15 protein-coding genes and 1 tRNA gene are annotated in these 15,615 nt (G+C 70.1%); 9 read left to right on the forward strand and 7 right to left on the reverse strand.

Going from position 1 to position 15,615, the window contains the following annotated elements; translation table 11 throughout:
• Positions 1-186: 186 nt before the first annotated feature.
• The gene (locus ON27_RS23420; RefSeq protein WP_043731867.1) at positions 187-801 is read right to left on the reverse strand and encodes a TetR/AcrR family transcriptional regulator; all 615 of its coding nucleotides are present in this window, start codon (positions 799-801) and stop codon (positions 187-189) included.
• A 345-nt stretch (positions 802-1,146) separates the two neighbouring features.
• On the opposite strand from ON27_RS23420, the gene ON27_RS23425 reads away from it, so the two are divergent.
• From ON27_RS23425 to ON27_RS23450, 6 genes are all read left to right on the forward strand, one after another.
• A tRNA-Gln gene (locus ON27_RS23425) sits at positions 1,147-1,217 on the forward strand.
• Between the two features lie 89 nt (positions 1,218-1,306).
• Positions 1,307-2,797, forward strand: coding sequence for a bifunctional UDP-N-acetylglucosamine diphosphorylase/glucosamine-1-phosphate N-acetyltransferase GlmU (glmU, locus tag ON27_RS23430; protein WP_043731871.1), 1,491 nt, complete (start codon positions 1,307-1,309; stop codon positions 2,795-2,797).
• Entirely contained in the window at positions 2,794-3,774 is a 981-nt protein-coding gene (locus ON27_RS23435) for a ribose-phosphate diphosphokinase (protein WP_043731874.1), read from the forward strand. Before glmU ends, ON27_RS23435 begins: the two co-directional genes overlap by 4 nt.
• A gap of 95 nt (positions 3,775-3,869) precedes the next feature.
• Positions 3,870-4,130 carry a hypothetical protein gene (locus ON27_RS23440; RefSeq protein ID WP_051046929.1) on the forward strand — a complete coding sequence of 87 codons (261 nt, stop codon included), beginning with the start codon at positions 3,870-3,872 and terminating at the stop codon, positions 4,128-4,130.
• Positions 4,131-4,233: 103 nt separating this feature from the next.
• The gene (locus ON27_RS23445) at positions 4,234-5,088 is read left to right on the forward strand and encodes a DUF4190 domain-containing protein (protein WP_043731880.1); all 855 of its coding nucleotides are present in this window, start codon (positions 4,234-4,236) and stop codon (positions 5,086-5,088) included.
• A 50-nt stretch (positions 5,089-5,138) separates the two neighbouring features.
• Positions 5,139-5,786, forward strand: a complete 648-nt coding sequence (locus ON27_RS23450; protein ID WP_043731884.1) for a DUF2461 domain-containing protein — start codon at positions 5,139-5,141, stop codon at positions 5,784-5,786.
• An 18-nt stretch (positions 5,787-5,804) separates the two neighbouring features.
• Here the strand turns inward: ON27_RS23450 and egtD are convergent, their stop codons facing one another.
• The 4 genes from egtD to egtA form a co-directional block, all read right to left on the reverse strand.
• On the reverse strand, positions 5,805-6,776 hold the full coding sequence (egtD, locus tag ON27_RS23455) for an L-histidine N(alpha)-methyltransferase (RefSeq protein WP_043731887.1): 972 nt from the start codon (positions 6,774-6,776) through the stop codon (positions 5,805-5,807).
• A 17-nt stretch (positions 6,777-6,793) separates the two neighbouring features.
• Positions 6,794-7,603 carry an ergothioneine biosynthesis protein EgtC gene (gene egtC / locus ON27_RS23460; protein WP_043731891.1) on the reverse strand — a complete coding sequence of 270 codons (810 nt, stop codon included), beginning with the start codon at positions 7,601-7,603 and terminating at the stop codon, positions 6,794-6,796.
• Positions 7,604-7,690: 87 nt separating this feature from the next.
• Positions 7,691-9,037 (reverse strand): ergothioneine biosynthesis protein EgtB, encoded by a 1,347-nt coding sequence (gene egtB, locus ON27_RS23465; RefSeq protein WP_051046930.1) that lies wholly within the window; start codon positions 9,035-9,037, stop codon positions 7,691-7,693.
• Positions 9,038-9,208: 171 nt separating this feature from the next.
• Positions 9,209-10,555 (reverse strand): ergothioneine biosynthesis glutamate--cysteine ligase EgtA, encoded by a 1,347-nt coding sequence (egtA, locus tag ON27_RS23470; RefSeq protein ID WP_051046931.1) that lies wholly within the window; start codon positions 10,553-10,555, stop codon positions 9,209-9,211.
• 176 nt (positions 10,556-10,731) lie between these two features.
• On the opposite strand from egtA, the gene ON27_RS23475 reads away from it, so the two are divergent.
• Entirely contained in the window at positions 10,732-11,922 is a 1,191-nt protein-coding gene (locus ON27_RS23475; protein WP_043731909.1) for an aminotransferase class V-fold PLP-dependent enzyme, read from the forward strand.
• A 106-nt stretch (positions 11,923-12,028) separates the two neighbouring features.
• Positions 12,029-13,681, forward strand: a complete 1,653-nt coding sequence (locus ON27_RS23480) for a fatty acyl-AMP ligase (RefSeq protein WP_043731894.1) — start codon at positions 12,029-12,031, stop codon at positions 13,679-13,681.
• Between the two features lie 24 nt (positions 13,682-13,705).
• Here ON27_RS23480 and pth read toward each other — a convergent pair whose 3' ends face one another.
• A complete protein-coding gene (pth, locus tag ON27_RS23485; RefSeq protein WP_043731896.1) occupies positions 13,706-14,293 on the reverse strand; it encodes an aminoacyl-tRNA hydrolase in 588 nt (195 codons plus the stop codon).
• Complete coding sequence (locus tag ON27_RS23490) at positions 14,286-14,888, reverse strand: 50S ribosomal protein L25/general stress protein Ctc (protein WP_043731898.1); 603 nt, start codon at positions 14,886-14,888, stop codon at positions 14,286-14,288. Before ON27_RS23490 ends, pth begins: the two co-directional genes overlap by 8 nt.
• Before the next feature lie 305 nt (positions 14,889-15,193).
• On the opposite strand from ON27_RS23490, the gene ON27_RS23495 reads away from it, so the two are divergent.
• Positions 15,194-15,615, forward strand: a 422-nt coding sequence (locus tag ON27_RS23495) for a GTP-binding protein (protein ID WP_157227292.1), incomplete at its 3' end; no start/stop codon positions are given.

Consider the following 15,615-nt stretch of genomic DNA (forward strand, 5'->3'; position numbering starts at 1 on the left):
CCATCAGATCCGCCTGTCATCCTAAAAACCAGCCATCCTGAAGTAGACCGACATCCCGAAGTTGACCGACTTACCGCCCGAACAGCACCCAAAGGATGGGTGAACCGTACCACCAGGCGCGCGCCCGGCAGCCAATTCGCGCATTCGGCCGGACCGACCGCGCAATTTGCTAGTTAACAATCCGGGTCACTCACCGGCGCCGGCGCGCCACTCCGAACTCAGTTGCGGATCGGCCTCGAGATGACTCAGCCCGTTCCAGCAGAGGTTCACCAAGTGCGCCGCCACAACCTCTTTCGACGGTTTGCGTTCGTCCAGCCACCAGGTCGCGGCGGTGGCCACCTGGCCGACGAGGGCCTGCGCGTAGAGGGTGGACAGGCTGGTGTCGAACCCACGGCGCTCGAAATCCCCGGCCAGGATGTGCGCCACCTGATTGGTCGCCTCGTTGAGCAAACTGGAATACCGCCCCTCGGCGGCGGCGGCGGGCTGATCGCGCACGAGAATTCGAAACCCGTCGGTCCGTTCTTCGATGTAGGTCAGCAGCGCCAGCGCGACCTGTTCCAGCCGGATCCGCGATCGGTTCTGGGTGAGCGAGGAGGTGATCATGTCCAGCAGCATCGACATCTCGCGGTCGACGACGACCGCGTACAGCCCTTCCTTGCCGCCGAAGTGTTCGTACACCACGGGTTTGGAGACCTGGGCGCGCTGCGCGATCTCCTCGATCGATGTCGCGTCGTAGCCGCGTTCGGCGAACAGCGCGCGCCCGATCTCGATCAACTGCTGGCGCCGCTGGGTGCCGGTCATACGCGGCCGGGGCACTCGATGCGACTCACCCGAAGACACTGACACTCCTCCGCCTCTCCGCGTTCTCGCCGACTGCGCGTGCGCCGACGGTTCACTCCGGCCGCCGATCGCATGCCCGGCACAGTCCTGGGCGCGCCCCGCGAGTTACCCATGTGCGTGCGAGACGGCGTCGCATCGAGGCTCCGACGAACGACGCCGACGTTCGGATACCACTGTTCCAGACAGCTCGGCGACGCGACCGCTCGACCCTCCGCCGAACAATTCGCGGGGAGGCGGGCGAGTATGCGAGGATTCATCTCGTGCCGTGGCACAGCGGCGGGGGTTCGCCAACCGCCGGTGTGGCAATCCGCCGTGGTGTAATGGCAGCACATCTGATTTTGGTTCAGAGAGTTCAGGTTCGAGTCCTGGCGGCGGAGCTCGAGAGCACGATGACCAGCGTTGGCCCGCACATCGGTGACCAAGCACGACGACGCCCCGCACGAGGACAGGCAGCCGAGGGAGATCCATGCCACAGCAGACCGCCGTCGTCGTTCTCGCAGCCGGTGCCGGGACGCGAATGCGGTCGAAGACCCCCAAGGTGCTGCATTCGCTGGCCGGTCGGAGCATGCTCGCGCACGCGTTGCATGCGGCGAACGAGATCGACCCCGCGTACCTCATCACCGTCGTGGGGCACGACCGTGAGCAAGTCGGCGCGGCGGTGACCGCGGTCGCCGACGACCTGGGCCGGGAGATCACCCCCGCGATCCAGGAGCAGCAGCTCGGCACCGGGCACGCGGTGCAGTGCGCGTTGGACGCGCTGCCGGTCGGGTTCACCGGCGACGTGCTGGTCACCTCCGCGGACGTGCCGTTGCTGGACGGCCACACCCTGGCCGCGCTGCTCGACGAGCACCGCAGCTACGCCGAACGCCCCGCGGTCACGGTGCTGACCTTCGTGCCGGAGGACCCGAACGGTTACGGCCGCATCGTGCGCGACGCCGACGGCCAGCTGACCGAGATCGTCGAGCACGCCGACGCCACCCCGCAGCAGGCCGCGATCACCGAGGTGAACTCCGGTGTGTACGCCTTCGACGCCGCGGTGCTGCGCACCATGATCAGCAGGCTGTCCACCGCCAACGCCCAGCACGAGCTGTACCTGACCGACGTGCTGCGCCTGGCCCGCGAAGCCGGTCACCCGGTGCACGGCGCGCGGCTGGTCGACGCGGCCAAGGTCACCGGCGTCAACGACCGCGTGCAGCTGGCCTCGGCGGCGCGCACGCTCAACCGCTACATCCTGGAACGCCACATGCGCGCGGGCGTCACCATCCTGGACCCCGCCTCCACCTGGGTGGACGCCAGCGTGCGCATCGGAAGGGACGCGCTGCTGCGACCCGGCGTACAACTGCTCGGCCACACGGTCGTCGGCGAGGACGCCGAGGTCGGCCCGGACAGCACGCTCACCGACGTGGTCGTCGGCGACGGCGCGCGGGTGATCCGCACCCACGGCGAGGGCGCCACCATCGGCCCGAAGGCGACCATCGGCCCGTTCAGCTACTTGCGTCCCGGCACCGTCGTGGGGGACGAGGGCAAGCTGGGCGCCTTCGTAGAGACCAAGAACGCCTCGATCGGCGCGCATTCGAAGGTGCCGCACCTGACCTACGTCGGCGACGCCACCATCGGCGAGCACAGCAACATCGGCGCTTCCAGCGTCTTCGTCAACTACGACGGCGTGACCAAGCACCACACCGTGGTCGGCTCGCACGTGCGCACCGGCAGCGACACCATGTTCGTCGCACCGGTGACGGTGGGTGACGGAGCCTATACGGCGGCGGGTACTGTACTGCGCAGAAACGTTCCGCCCGGAGCTCTCGCGGTCTCCGGTGGTCCGCAGAAGAACATCGAGGGCTGGGTGCAGCGACACCGTCCAGGGACGGACGCGGCTCGCGCGGCGGCGGAAGCCGTCGCGGCCAAGGAGATGTCGGGTCAGGCAATAGAGCAAAAGGATGGCAATCAGCAGTGACCGCGTCATGGATCGACAACCAGAAGAACCTGATGCTCTTCTCGGGACGCGCTCATCCTGAGCTGGCCGAGCAGGTCGCCAAGGAACTCGACGTCCACGTCACGCCGCAGATCGCACGGGACTTCGCCAACGGCGAGATCTTCGTCCGGTTCGAGGAGTCCGTCCGCGGCTCCGACGCCTTCGTCCTGCAGAGCTTCCCGGCGCCGCTGAACCAGTGGCTGATGGAGCAGCTCATCATGATCGACGCGCTCAAGCGCGGTTCGGCCAAGCGGATCACCGCGGTGCTGCCCTTCTACCCGTACGCCCGCCAGGACAAGAAGCACCGCGGCCGCGAGCCCATCTCGGCCCGTCTGGTCGCGGACCTGCTGAAGACCGCGGGCGCGGACCGGATCATCACCGTCGACCTGCACACCGACCAGATCCAGGGCTTCTTCGACGGCCCGGTCGACCATATGCACGCCCAGGTGCAGCTGGCGGAGTACATCCGCACCAACTACAGCCTCGAGCACATCACCGTCGTCTCCCCCGATTCCGGTCGCGTGCGCGTCGCCGAGAAGTGGGCCGACTCGCTGGGCGGCTCGCCGCTGGCCTTCATCCACAAGACGCGCGACCCGCTGGTTCCCAACCAGGTGAAGTCCAACCGCGTGGTCGGTGAGGTCGAGGGCCGCACCTGCATCCTGATCGATGACATGATCGACACCGGCGGCACCATCGCGGGCGCGGTCAAGGTGCTCAAGGAGGCCGGCGCCGGTGACGTGGTCATCGCCGCGACCCACGGTGTGCTGAGCCCGCCCGCCGCCGAGCGCCTCGCCACCTGCGGCGCCAAGGAGGTCGTGGTGACCAACACCTTGCCGCTGACCGAGGAGAAGAAGTTCCCGCAGCTGACCGTGCTGTCCATCGCGCCGCTGCTGGCCCGCACCATCCGCGAGGTCTTCGAGAACGGCTCCGTGACGGGTCTGTTCAACGGAAACGCATAGCCGACGACACCGCGCAAACGGCGGCTCGAACTCCGGTTCGGGCCGCCGTTTTCGTGTCCGCGTTAGGCGCGGCGATCGGTGGGGATACTGAGGGTATGGACCGTGACCCGTTGGAAACCGAGATGGGGGATGACGACCAGGAGGACGAGATCCGCGAGTATCAGCGCAACATCGAGGATCCGCCCGACGATCTACGCATCCGCTACCACGAGGACGAGGACGACGGCAGGCTCGGCATCGGTGACGAGCTGGACCAGGAGTGGACGCCGCGCGACGGCCGCGACGCCGACGTGGAGGACGACGACCGCTCGGCCGAGGTCGCCGCGATCGAGATCGTCGACGATCGAGACCTCTGAGCCGCTTCCGCCTCGACGCGCCACGCAGGCGCAATCCGGCATGACGCCGCCCGCACCGTGGTAGGCATAGGTTGCGTGACCGGGACGACACGAGGAGGGTGCGATGAGCACGCCGAAGGATCCGGAGCACACCGACGACGAGCAGCGGCCGTCGGAGTCGCCGTCGTTGTCGAAGCAGACCGGGGAACCCTCCGGTGACGAGCCCGCCCAGCCCCTGACCGGCGCCGCTCCGGCTCAGACACCTGGCGCGCAGCCCACCGAGCACGACCCGGCGGCCGCTCGGCCGCCGGAGAGCGAGGCGGCACCGCCGGACCAATGGTGGCAGCCGACCGCGCCGCCGCCCGCGGGACCGCTGGGCGGTCAGTGGGGCGCCGAGCCCAGCGGTCAGCCCGCCGAGCCGCAGCCGTGGGGCGCCGACAGCCCCGGTGCTCAGCAGTCCTGGGGCGCCGAACCCGCCGCGCCGGGATCGCCTTTGTCGGGCTCCGCGCCGCAGCCCTCTGACGATCCGACGCACCGGTTCACGCCGGACGAGCACACGCGATACGGCGCCGGTGGGCAACCACCGTATCCGCCGACCGGGCAGCCCGCCGATGCCGAGCAGCCGTATCCGCCGACCGGTCAACCCGAATACCCGCCGGGCGGTGTGTACGGCTATCCGCAGTCAGGGCAGGAGCCGCAATACGGCTATCCGTCCTACCCGCAGCAGGGGTACGAGCCCTACGCCACTGCGCCGAGGCAGCCGGGGAGTCAGGTGTACTCGATCATCGGGTTCGTCTGCGCGGTCACCGCGGTGCTGTTCTGCCCGTTCCTGTTCGGGCCGGCCGGGATAATCCTGGGCATCATCGGGCACAACAAGGGCGAGTCGCTCGGCAAATGGGCAGCGATCGCGGCGGCCGTCGGGATGGTGATCGGCTTCATCGTGGGATTCGCCGTGTTCGGCGGAGAGACGACGACGTAGATTCTCGGTATGTGTCTTTTCGGTGGCACCGGCACGACGGGTGCGCGCGGATGACCGGATTCGCGGGCTTCCCGCTGGCCGGACTGGACTTCTACGAAGATCTGGAGGCCGACAACTCCAAGGCGTTCTGGACCGCGCACAAGCGGATCTACGACGAGGCGGTACTCGCACCGATGAAGGCGCTCGTCGCCGAACTCGAGCCGGATTTCGGTCCGGCGAAGATCTTCCGGCCGTACCGGGACGTGCGTTTCGCCAAGGACAAGACGCCGTACAAGACCGCGCAGGGCGCCGTGGTGCGCGCCGCACCAGGCGCGGGCTGGTACGTACAGGTCAACGCCGGGGGGCTGTACGTCGGCGGCGGTTTCTACCAGGGCTCGCCCGAGCAGCTCGCTCACCTGCGCGCCACTATCGACGACGACGTGCGCGGCCCCGAGCTGGCGGCGATCCTCGCCCAGCTCGCCGCCGCCGGCTACGCCATCGGCGGCGAGAAGCTGAAGACCAAACCCAAGGGCTACGACAGCGACCACCCGCGCATCGATCTGCTGCGGCACAAATCCATCACCTGCGGCCGCGAGTTCGGCGCGCCCGCCTGGCTGGAGACGCCCCGGGCGGCGAAGGAAGTGCGCGCGGCGTGGGAGACGATGCGGCCGCTGGTCGAGTGGCTCGCGGCGGTGATCGGCGGCGCGCCCGCGCGGTGACCGCCGACCGGCGCGCGGTCAGCGCCGCTGGGCGAGCACCAAGGCGAAGCGGTGGTCGGGATCGGTCCACACGTGCGCGGTGGCGAAGCCCGAGGCGGCGAGTTCGGCCTCGAGGCCCTCGACCCGGAACTTCGCCGAGATCTCGGTGCGGATCTGTTCACCGCGGCCGAAGCGCACGGTGAGGTCGAGGTCGGCGACCGTGACGGTCATGTCCTCGCCGGCCTCCAGCCGCATCTCGATCCACTCGTTGGCCGCGTCCCAGACGGCGACGTGCCGGAACTTCTCCGGCGCGAAATCTGCGCGCAAGCGCGTGTTCAGCACGCGCAGGACGTTCCGATTGAACTCGGCGGTGACCCCAGCCGCGTCGTCGTAGGCGGGGACCAGCACCGCCGGGTCGATGACCAGCCCGGCGCCGAGCAGCAGGTGTTCGCCCGGCTCGAGCACGGCGTGGATCTTCCCGAGGAAGTCGGCCCGCTCCTCGGGAACCAGATTGCCGATGGTGCCGCCGAGGAAGGCGATCATGCGGCGACCCCCGCGCGGCAGATTGTCCAAGGTGTCGGTGAAGTCGCTGACCACGCCGTGCACGGCGAGGCCGGGGAATTCGGCCGCGACCTCGTCGGCGGCGGCTCGCAGCGCCGCGGGCGAGACGTCCTGCGGCACGTACTTCTTCAAGGGTGCGCGCGCACTCAGCGCGGTGAGCAGCAGGCGCGTCTTGGCCGCCGACCCCGCGCCCAGCTCGACCAGTACCTCGGCTTGCGCTGCGTCGGCGATCTCGTCGACCACCCGTTCCAGCAGCGCCCGCTCGGTGCGCGTCGGGTAGTACTCGGGGAGTTCGGTGATCCGTTCGAACAGTTCGCTGCCCCTGGCGTCGTAGAAGTACTTGGGCGGCAACCATTTCGGGTCGGCGGTGAGCCCGAGTTCGGCGTCCGAGCGAAGCGCCGCGTCGAGGTCGTCTTCGGTGAGGTGGATGTCCAGCGAGACTGCGGTCATGGCACGGGCCTTTCGGGTCACAGGAGGGCGTCGACGGACAGCGCGCCGGGCCTGGCGCTCACCAGGCAGCGGTCCGGGATCGACTGCCAACGGGGATCTTCGTCGAACGGTTCGGAGGACACGAGCGCGAAATCGTCGGTGACCAGCACCGACAACGAGTGGTGACAGGTGGTCGCCCACAGCTGCGCACCGTCGGACAGCAGGAAGTTCAGGCGGGCGTCCGGCGCTCGGTCGAGGATCGCGGACACCAGCAGCCGCAGCGCCGCGGGCGCCGCCGACCACTCGCCGTCCGGTGAGCTGGTCGCCAGCAGATCGCACAGCAGCACCCACAGCGTCGCCGCGTCGGTAGCCGATTCGGCCTCCAACAGCCGGGCCGGGGTGAACAGATCCTCGGCTCCGAGTTCCGCCGCGATCAGCGCGAACTCCGAGGCCACGCCGGACAGCGTGCGGCGCCAGTCCGGAACCACGCCGTTGTGGCTGAACGCCCAGCGGTCCCGGGTGAACGGCGCGCACGCCGACCGTTCCACCGGCATCCCGACCGTCGCCGACCGCACCGCGCCGAGCACGGCGGCGGACTCCAGCTGCCCGAGTACCTCGTCCACCGCCGGGTCGGTCCAGATCGGGGCGGCGTTGCGGTAGCGGCTCGCGGTGACCGCGTCGTTCTCCGCGACGCGCCACCAGGCGACACCGAAACCGTCGGCATTGATGGTGCCGCCGTGGCGCATATCGCGCGGTGCCCACGACTGGGTGCGCAGGGAATGGGAGCCGAGGGTCAACATCTCGCCCACCCGCACCGGCGGGCCGACATAACCCAGGTGTCTACACATCCGCACCCGCCGAGACCGCTCGGCCGGGATCTGACGCGCACGCGGCGCCACCGCGGTGAGGCCGCTGCCCAGCGGGCGGAACGTCGCTCACTCGCCTTCTCCCGCGCGCAGGTCCCGCGCCAAGCGGAAGCCCGCGAAGATCTGGCGGCGAATGGGGTGATCCCAGTTGCGGAAGGTGCTACGGCAGGCCACCGGATCGGTGCCGAAGGAGCCGCCGCGCAGCACACGGTAGTCCCCGCCGAAGAACACCTCGGAGTACTCCCGATACGGGAAGGCACGGAAGCCCGGGTACGCCTCGAAACCCGAGGCCGTCCACTCCCACACGTCGCCGATCAGCTGGTGCACGCCCGCCGGGGACGCGCCCGCCGGATACGCGCCGACCTCCGCCGGTTCCAAATGGCGCTGCCCGAGGTTCGCGGTGGCGTTGTCGGGATCGGCGTCGCCCCAGGGAAATCGCCGCGACGCGCCGGTGGCCGGGTCGAACCTGGCCGCCTTCTCCCACTCCGCTTCGGTGGGCAGGCGCTTGCCCGCCCACTTCGCGTACGCCTCGGCCTCGAACCAGCACACGTGCACGACCGGCTGCCGCGGCCGCAGCGGCGTCATCACCCCGAACACCCGCCGCCACCAGCGGCCGGACGGATCGCGCTCCCAGAACTGCGGGGCGACCAGCCCTGCCTCGACGCGATGCGCCCAGCCGCGTTCGGACCAGAGCTCAGGGCGCTCGTAGCCGCCGTCGTCGACGAACGCCAGGTATTGCTCGTTGGTCACCGGGGCGGCGTCGATCGCGAAACCGGGCACCAGCACCCGATGGGCGGGGCGCTCGTTGTCCAGCGCCCATGCCTCGGTCGAGGTGCCCATGGTGAATTCACCCCCGGGGACGACGACCTCCCCGGTGACCGGGGCCGCCGACGCGGGCGCGGCCGCCGCGGAGAGCACCGGCGCGCCCGTACGCAGCTGATGGGTGGCCAGCATGGTCTCGTCGTGCTGCTGCTCGTGCTGCGCGATCATGCCGAACGCGAAACCGCCGTCGATCAGCGGACGACCTCGCAAATCGCTGCGCTCCAGCACTTCCCAGACCTTGTCGCGCACGGTGCCGACGTACCCGCGGGCCTGGCCGGGATCCAGCAGCGGCAGCGCGGGCCGGTTCGCGCGGGCGTGCTTGAAGGCGTCGTAGAGTTCATCGAGGTCGGCGCGCACCGGGTCGCGCCCGCCGACGTCGCGCACGAGCCACAGCTCCTCCTGGTTGCCGATGTGCGCGAGGTCCCAGACCAGCGGGCTCATCAGTCGCGAATGCTGAGCCACCAGTTCGGCTTCGTCGACGCAGTCGGTCAGGGTGAGGGTGCGTTGCCTGGCGCGGGTGAGCACCTCCGCGATCCGGTCGCGGAGCTGTTCGGCGCCGGAGTTGTCGGGCGGGGCGGAATGCGAAGTGGTCACGAGAAACGTCTCCGAGATTCGTGCTGAGCGGCGTGGGCGCGGCCGCGGGATTCGGTGCGGCTGCAGGCGATTCGGTGCGGCTGCGGGCGATTCGGCGCGGCTGCGGGCGATTCGGCGCTCGCCGGGGCTGGTCGGCCGGCGCGCCGCCGGGGAAGGGCGGCCGGCGCCTGGTCACGGGGCGGCCTCCGGCGGCCGCGCGTCGGGACCGTGCTCGACGTCGTCCTCGGTCGGGGTGCGACCACGGCGACATCGTTCGGCGGCGGATTCGACGGCGCGGGCCGCCTCGTCGGTCGCGGTGTGCGCGGCCGCCAGGCGCAACAAGGCGACCGCGGCGGCGCGCAGATCCGGGTCGGCCAACCCGTAGCGGGCGGCGTCGACCCAGCGCGCGGCCAGCGGCGCGGCGATCGAGCTCGCCTCCGCGACCACCGCGGGGCTGGACATGAGCGCGTCGATCACATGCACCGGGACGGTCCACCCTTCGCCGGGCTGGGCGTCGATGTAGCGGACTTCCAGGTGGCCCGAGGCGCGCACCGGCGGGAACAGCGTGGTCAGGTGATAGTCGAGATCACCGATATCGGGGCGGCGTCCCACCTCGTCGTCCAGCGCGCCGGACAGCCAGTCGGCGAATGTCGCGCCGGGCGGCGCGAACCATCCCTCGTCCCGGCCGTCGCCGGGCGCCGCGACCCCCTCGGGTCTGCGCACGCACAGCAGCGGCACGTCCAGCGCCCATTTGCCGTACGCGGCCACCGGGTCGGTCCAGTCGAGCACCGGCGGGCGGGTCCGTGTGTTGTCCAGGCGCAGCCAGGCCCGCATGCGCTGGGACGCCCAGGCTCCGGGCGGCGCGCCACGCAGGGCGGGGGAACAGGCGAAGGCGGCCAGCAGCGCGGGGCCGACGGCGTACAAGGCGCTCCAGCGCGCGGTGACGTCCGCGTGGTCGGCGCCGGCGTCCACGCTGACCTGGGTGGCCGCGGTATTGCACATCATCAGCTTGCCGAACGGCCCGATACCGCCGAAGGCTCGCTCCATCGCGCGGTAGCGCGGGAGCCGAAGCAGGCGTTTGGGGCGGCGGTCCGCGTCCGCGGCGACGGAAACGGTGCGGATGGACCGGGATTCGAGGAGTTCCCGCAACGAGCGGGCATCATCGCGCAGCCGATCACACAGCTGGGCGGCAGCGCCGTAGGGAGCGCTGGAGAGTTCGATCTGACCGCCGGGTTCGAGAGTGACCCGGCTGCCCCCGGGCAGAGCGAGCGCCGGTGAATCGGGGGCGATGGACCGTGGTGCGTACGGTCCGAGCGCGTCCGCCAAGGCGGACAGCTGGGGGCGCGGAGCGGCCGCGGAGCCGGACGCCGAACACTCACCGTGCACCGTGAGCCACTCCAGTTCGGCGCCGATCAGCGTGGGTGGTCCGAGTTTGAAGCAAACCCCGCCGATATACGCCTCCGCCGCCGCTCGGGAGGACAGTTCCCCCTGCTCGGTGGCACAACCGGCCGACTCAGGACTCTCGAGCGTGACCGCCATGCCAACCTCCAGTAGGCGTCCGGGACGTAGTCCGCTGCTCTTCGGTTATCGCCATTCGGCGCGGCGGTATTCCTCTCCCCGGCCGAATTCGGGTGCGGCGACCCACCCAGCGTAGCCACGCACGCCGACAAGAAACCGACATGAAGCCGAACATTTCACCGGATAAGGTCGGCGGCATGCTGGATGACGATCGCGTACGAGCCGACACGCCCGGGTGCGTATCCTGGCCGGGACCGAGCCCCGTTTTCCTCGACAGCGCCGGATCCTCGCTCCCGCCGCGAGTCGTCACCGACACCGTCGTCGCGCATCTGCTGCGCGAATCGGAGATCGGTGGCTATCGCGCGGCGAACGAGCGGCTCGACGATCTCGCCGCGGTCAAGACCGCGATCGGCGCGCTGATCAATGCCGCCCCCGAGAGCATCGCGCTCAGCGACAGCGCCACCCGATCCTGGGCCGACTTCTTCTACTCGGTGCCGCTCGCCGCGGGCGACCGCATCCTGGTCTCCGAGGCCGACTACGCCAGCAACGCCATCGCCGCCCTGCAGCGCGCCCGCGCCACCGGCGCCACGGTGGAGAAGATCCCGAGCGACGGCAGCGGCCAGATCGACCTCGAGGCGCTGGAAGCGCTGGTGGACGAACGGGTCAAGCTGGTCTCGGTGCTGCACGCGCCGACCAACGGCGGGCTGGTGAACCCGGCGGCCGAGGCCACCAGGATCGCGCACTCGGTCGGTGCGCTGGTGCTGCTGGACGCCTGCCAGTCGGCCGGGCAGCTGCCCATCGACGTGGCCGAACTCGGTGTGGACGCGCTGTCGGCGACCGGCCGCAAGTGGCTGCGCGGCCCGCGCGGCACCGGCTTCCTCTATCTGCGCCCGGAATTGGCGCGCTCGATGGAACCTGCCCGGCTGGACCTGCACGGCGCGGAATGGACCGGCCCCGACGAGTACCGGCTCGCGCCCGACGCCAGCCGCTTCGAGTTCTGGGAGTGCGACGTCGCGGGCCGCCTCGGCTTGGGCGCGGCGGTGCGCTACCTGCTCGAGCTGGGCCCGCAGGAGGTCTACGCGGCGATCGCGGCCCGCGCCGAGCACCTGCGCAAGGCGCTGCCGGAGCTTCCGGGGGTGACAGTGCGCGACCTGGGCATCCGGCACAGCGGGATCGTGTCGTTCACCGTCGACGGCGTCGATGCCGTCGAGGTGCGCGACCGGTTGCTCGCGCAGGACATCACGGTGACGGTCAGCCACGCGGGCTCGACCCTGCTCGACATGACCGGCCGCGGTCTGCGGTCGGTCGTGCGCGCTTCACCGCACTGCTTCGTCAGCTTCGACGAGCTGGACCGATTCCTCGCCGCGGTGGCGGAACTGCGCGTCTGACGGCTCTGACCTGCGCCCCCGGAAAGGGGGTTAACGCCGCCCCGTAATGACGGGATAGTTGGGGGAGGCCGGTTCCCGGCGACAGCTGGTGGTTAGGAGTTGAACATTGAGCAGGTTCACCGACGAGATGTATGCCACGGCGCGAACCTCCGAGCGCGGGCTGGTGACCGGCGAGCCGGGCGCCCCGCTGCGGCGCACCTGGCCCGAGATCCACCGGATCGCTCGACGTATGGCGGGCGGGCTGGCCGAAGCGGGCATCGGGCACGGCGACGCGGTGGGCGTGCTCGCGGGCATGCCGGCCGACATCGCTCCGGCCTGCCAGGCCGTCTGGATGCGCGGCGCGTCGATCACCATGCTGCACCAGCCGACTCCGCGCACCGATCTGGTGGTCTGGGCGCGCGACACCGAGACCGTGCTGACCATGATCGAAGCGCGCGCGGTCGTGCTGGGCGCGCCGTTCGAGGCGGCCGAGCCGCTGCTGCGGGAACGCGGCATCACCGTGGTGCGCATCGACCAACTGCCCGACGGTCCCGACACCGACCCGGTGCCCACCGCCGAGGGCGATATCGCCCTGCAGCAGTTGACTTCCGGTTCGACCGGTTCGCCCAAGGCGGTGCGGATCACGCACGAGAACTTCTTCGTCAACGCCCACGCCATGTTCGACCGGGTGAAATTCCAGCTCGAGGACGACGTCATGGTCAGCTGGCTGCCCCTGTTCCACGACATGGGCATGGTCGGATTCCTCAGTGTCCCCATGCAATTCGGCGCCGAAGTGGTGTGCGTGACGCCGCTGGACTTCCTCACCAGGCCACTGCTGTGGGCCGAACTGATCAGCAAGTACCGCGGAACCGTCACCGCCGCACCCAATTTCGCCTACTCGCTGCTGGCCAGGCGGTTACGGCAGGCCGACGACGGCGCGTTCGACCTCAGCAGTGTGCGCTACATGTGGAACGGCGCCGAACCGGTGGACCCGGACACCATGGACGCCTTGGCCGCGGCCGGGAAACGCTTCGGGCTCAACCCGATGGCCCTCACGCCGGTCTACGGCATGGCCGAGACCACGCTGGCGGTGTCCATCCCGGACCCCGGCCACGGTCAGGTGCTCGATGTGATCGATGCCGACCTGCTCGAAGCGCTCGGCAAGGCGGTGCCCGTACCTGAGGAACTCGGCCACCCCGCGAACATCCGCCGGTTGCCCACCCTCGGCTACCTGGTCGACCATCTGGAAGGCCGGATCGTCGACAGCGAACGCCAACCGCTGCCCACTCGGTCGGTGGGCGTGATCGAGTTGCGCGGTCCCGCGGTCACTTCCGGTTACGTGACGGTGGACGGGTTCCAGCCCGCCCGGGACGACGAAGGCTGGCTGGACACCGGCGACATCGGCTACTTCACCGACGAGGGTCTGATCGTGGTGTGCGGCCGGATGAAGGACGTCATCATCATGGGCGGCCGCAACATCTACCCCACCGACATCGAGCGCGCCGCCACCCGGGTGGACGGCGTGCGCCCCGGCAACGCGGTGGCGGTGCGGCTGGACGCGGGCCAGAAGCGGGAGAGTTTCGCCGTGGTGGTGGAAAGCGGCAGCCACCAGAATCCCGAGGAGGTCAAGCGCATCGAGCGGGAAATCGTGCACGCGGTGTTCGCGGAGGTCGGCGCGCGCCCGCGCACCGTCGCCGTGCTCGGGCCCGGCGCGCTGCCGAAGACCTCCTCCGGCAAACTGCGCAGGGCCGCGACCGCGATGCATCTGCCCCGCGGCTGACCGCCCCGGCGCGGCGGTCGCGGTTCAGTGCACCTGGTTCTGCGCGGTCTCCAGGCCGACGCGTAGCAGCAGTTCCACCGCGTCGGCGGCCTGCTCGACGATCACCGGGACCTCTTTGCGCTCCGGCGCGGAGAACGGTTTCAGCACGTAGTCGGCCGGATCCTGGCGGCCGGGCGGACGGCCGATGCCGATGCGGGCGCGCAGGTAGTCCTTGGTGGTGAGGGCGCTGGATACCGAGCGGAGGCCGTTGTGCCCGCCCTCGCCGCCACCGCGCTTGAGCCGGATCGCGCCGAACGGCAGGTCGAGTTCGTCGTGCACGACGATCACCTCGGTCGGCGGGACGGAGAAGAACTTCGCCAGCGCGGCCACCGGCCTGCCGGACAGATTCATGAACGATCGCGGCTTGGCGATCAGCACCTGGCGCCCGTCCAGCCGCGCCTGCAGCAGGTCGGCGCCGGATTTCTTGTGCACAGCGAAACGGCCGCCGACGCGCTCGGCGAGCACGTCGGCGACCAGGAAACCGACATTGTGCCGGGTGCGCTCGTATTCGGGACCGGGGTTGCCCAGTCCGACGACGAGCGCGGGCCCGGCGGACGATTCGGTGCTACTCAGCGCTCTCGCCCTCGGCCTCGGCCGCTGCCTCGCCCTCGACGGGCTCGGCGGCCGGGGCGGCGATGACGTTGACGATCAGGGTTTCGGCGTCGACCGCCAGGGTGACACCGGCGGGCAGCTCGAGCGCGCCCGCGGTGATCTGGGTGCCCGCCTCGACGCCCTCGACGGAGACCTCGATGGCCTCGGGCAGCTTCAGCGCGTCGGCCTCGATGGAGACGGTGGTGGCCTCCTGGGTGACCAGGGTGCCGGGGGCGGCGTCGCCGGTGACGGTGACGTTCACGTCGGCGGTGACCTTCTCGCCGCGCTTGATGATCAGCAGGTCGGCGTGCTCGATGTAGCGGCGGATCGGGTGCACCACAACGGACTTGGTCAGCGCGAGCTGCTTCTTGCCGTCGATGACGAGGTTCAGCACCGCGTTGGTGCCGTGCTCGCGCAGGATGGCGGCGAAGGCCTGGGCGTTGACCGACAGGTGCTGCGGGTCGGACTGGTGGCCGTACAGCACGGCCGGGACATTGCCCGCACGACGGGTGCGGCGGGCGGCGCCCTTGCCGAACTCGGTGCGTACGGCGGCTTCGAGAAGGTTGACGTCGGACATGACTGGATCTACTCCTACGGCTCTTCCGGGCTGTCAGTTACACGTCAGGGGTTTCTCGCACACCTGACGGGGTGGTCTACTCGTCGGGGCGAAGACCGAACGAGGACGGCCGGAAGCCGCGCCGCGTCGATCACGGTGTCGCAAAACTGGTCTGCGGTCACCCTCGCCGAGACAACCCGAACACCATACCCCAGCGCAGAGGCGGTCTTTGAATCGGGTGGTCACCCGCGGTTCGGCTCGCGCTCGGGCGCGTCGCGTACGCTGGCGGGGTTGCCGATCGGTCGTCTGCGAAAGGTTGTCTTGCGTTGAGCGCCTCCCCCGAGGGTGTTGTCGCGCCCGCATCCCGTGGGTTACCCGCCGAGGTATCCCGCCGGCGCACGTTCGCGGTGATCTCCCATCCCGACGCGGGCAAATCCACGCTCACCGAGGCGCTCGCCCTGCACGCCAGGATGATCTCCGAGGCGGGCGCGATCCACGGCAAGGCCGGGCGCAGGTCCACGGTCTCGGACTGGATGGAGATGGAGAAGGCGCGCGGCATCTCGGTCAGCTCCACCGCGCTGCAGTTCAACTACCGCGTCGAGGGCTCCGACGTCGACAACGTGATCAACCTGGTCGACACCCCCGGCCACTCCGATTTCTCCGAGGACACCTATCGGGTGCTCACCGCCGTCGACGCCGCGGTGATGCTGATCGACGCCGCCAAGGGCCTCGAGCCGCAGACCCTGAA

Origin of the sequence: Nocardia asiatica NBRC 100129 (assembly GCF_000308415.1) — a bacterium.
Classification (GTDB): Bacteria; Actinomycetota; Actinomycetes; order Mycobacteriales; family Mycobacteriaceae; genus Nocardia; species Nocardia asiatica.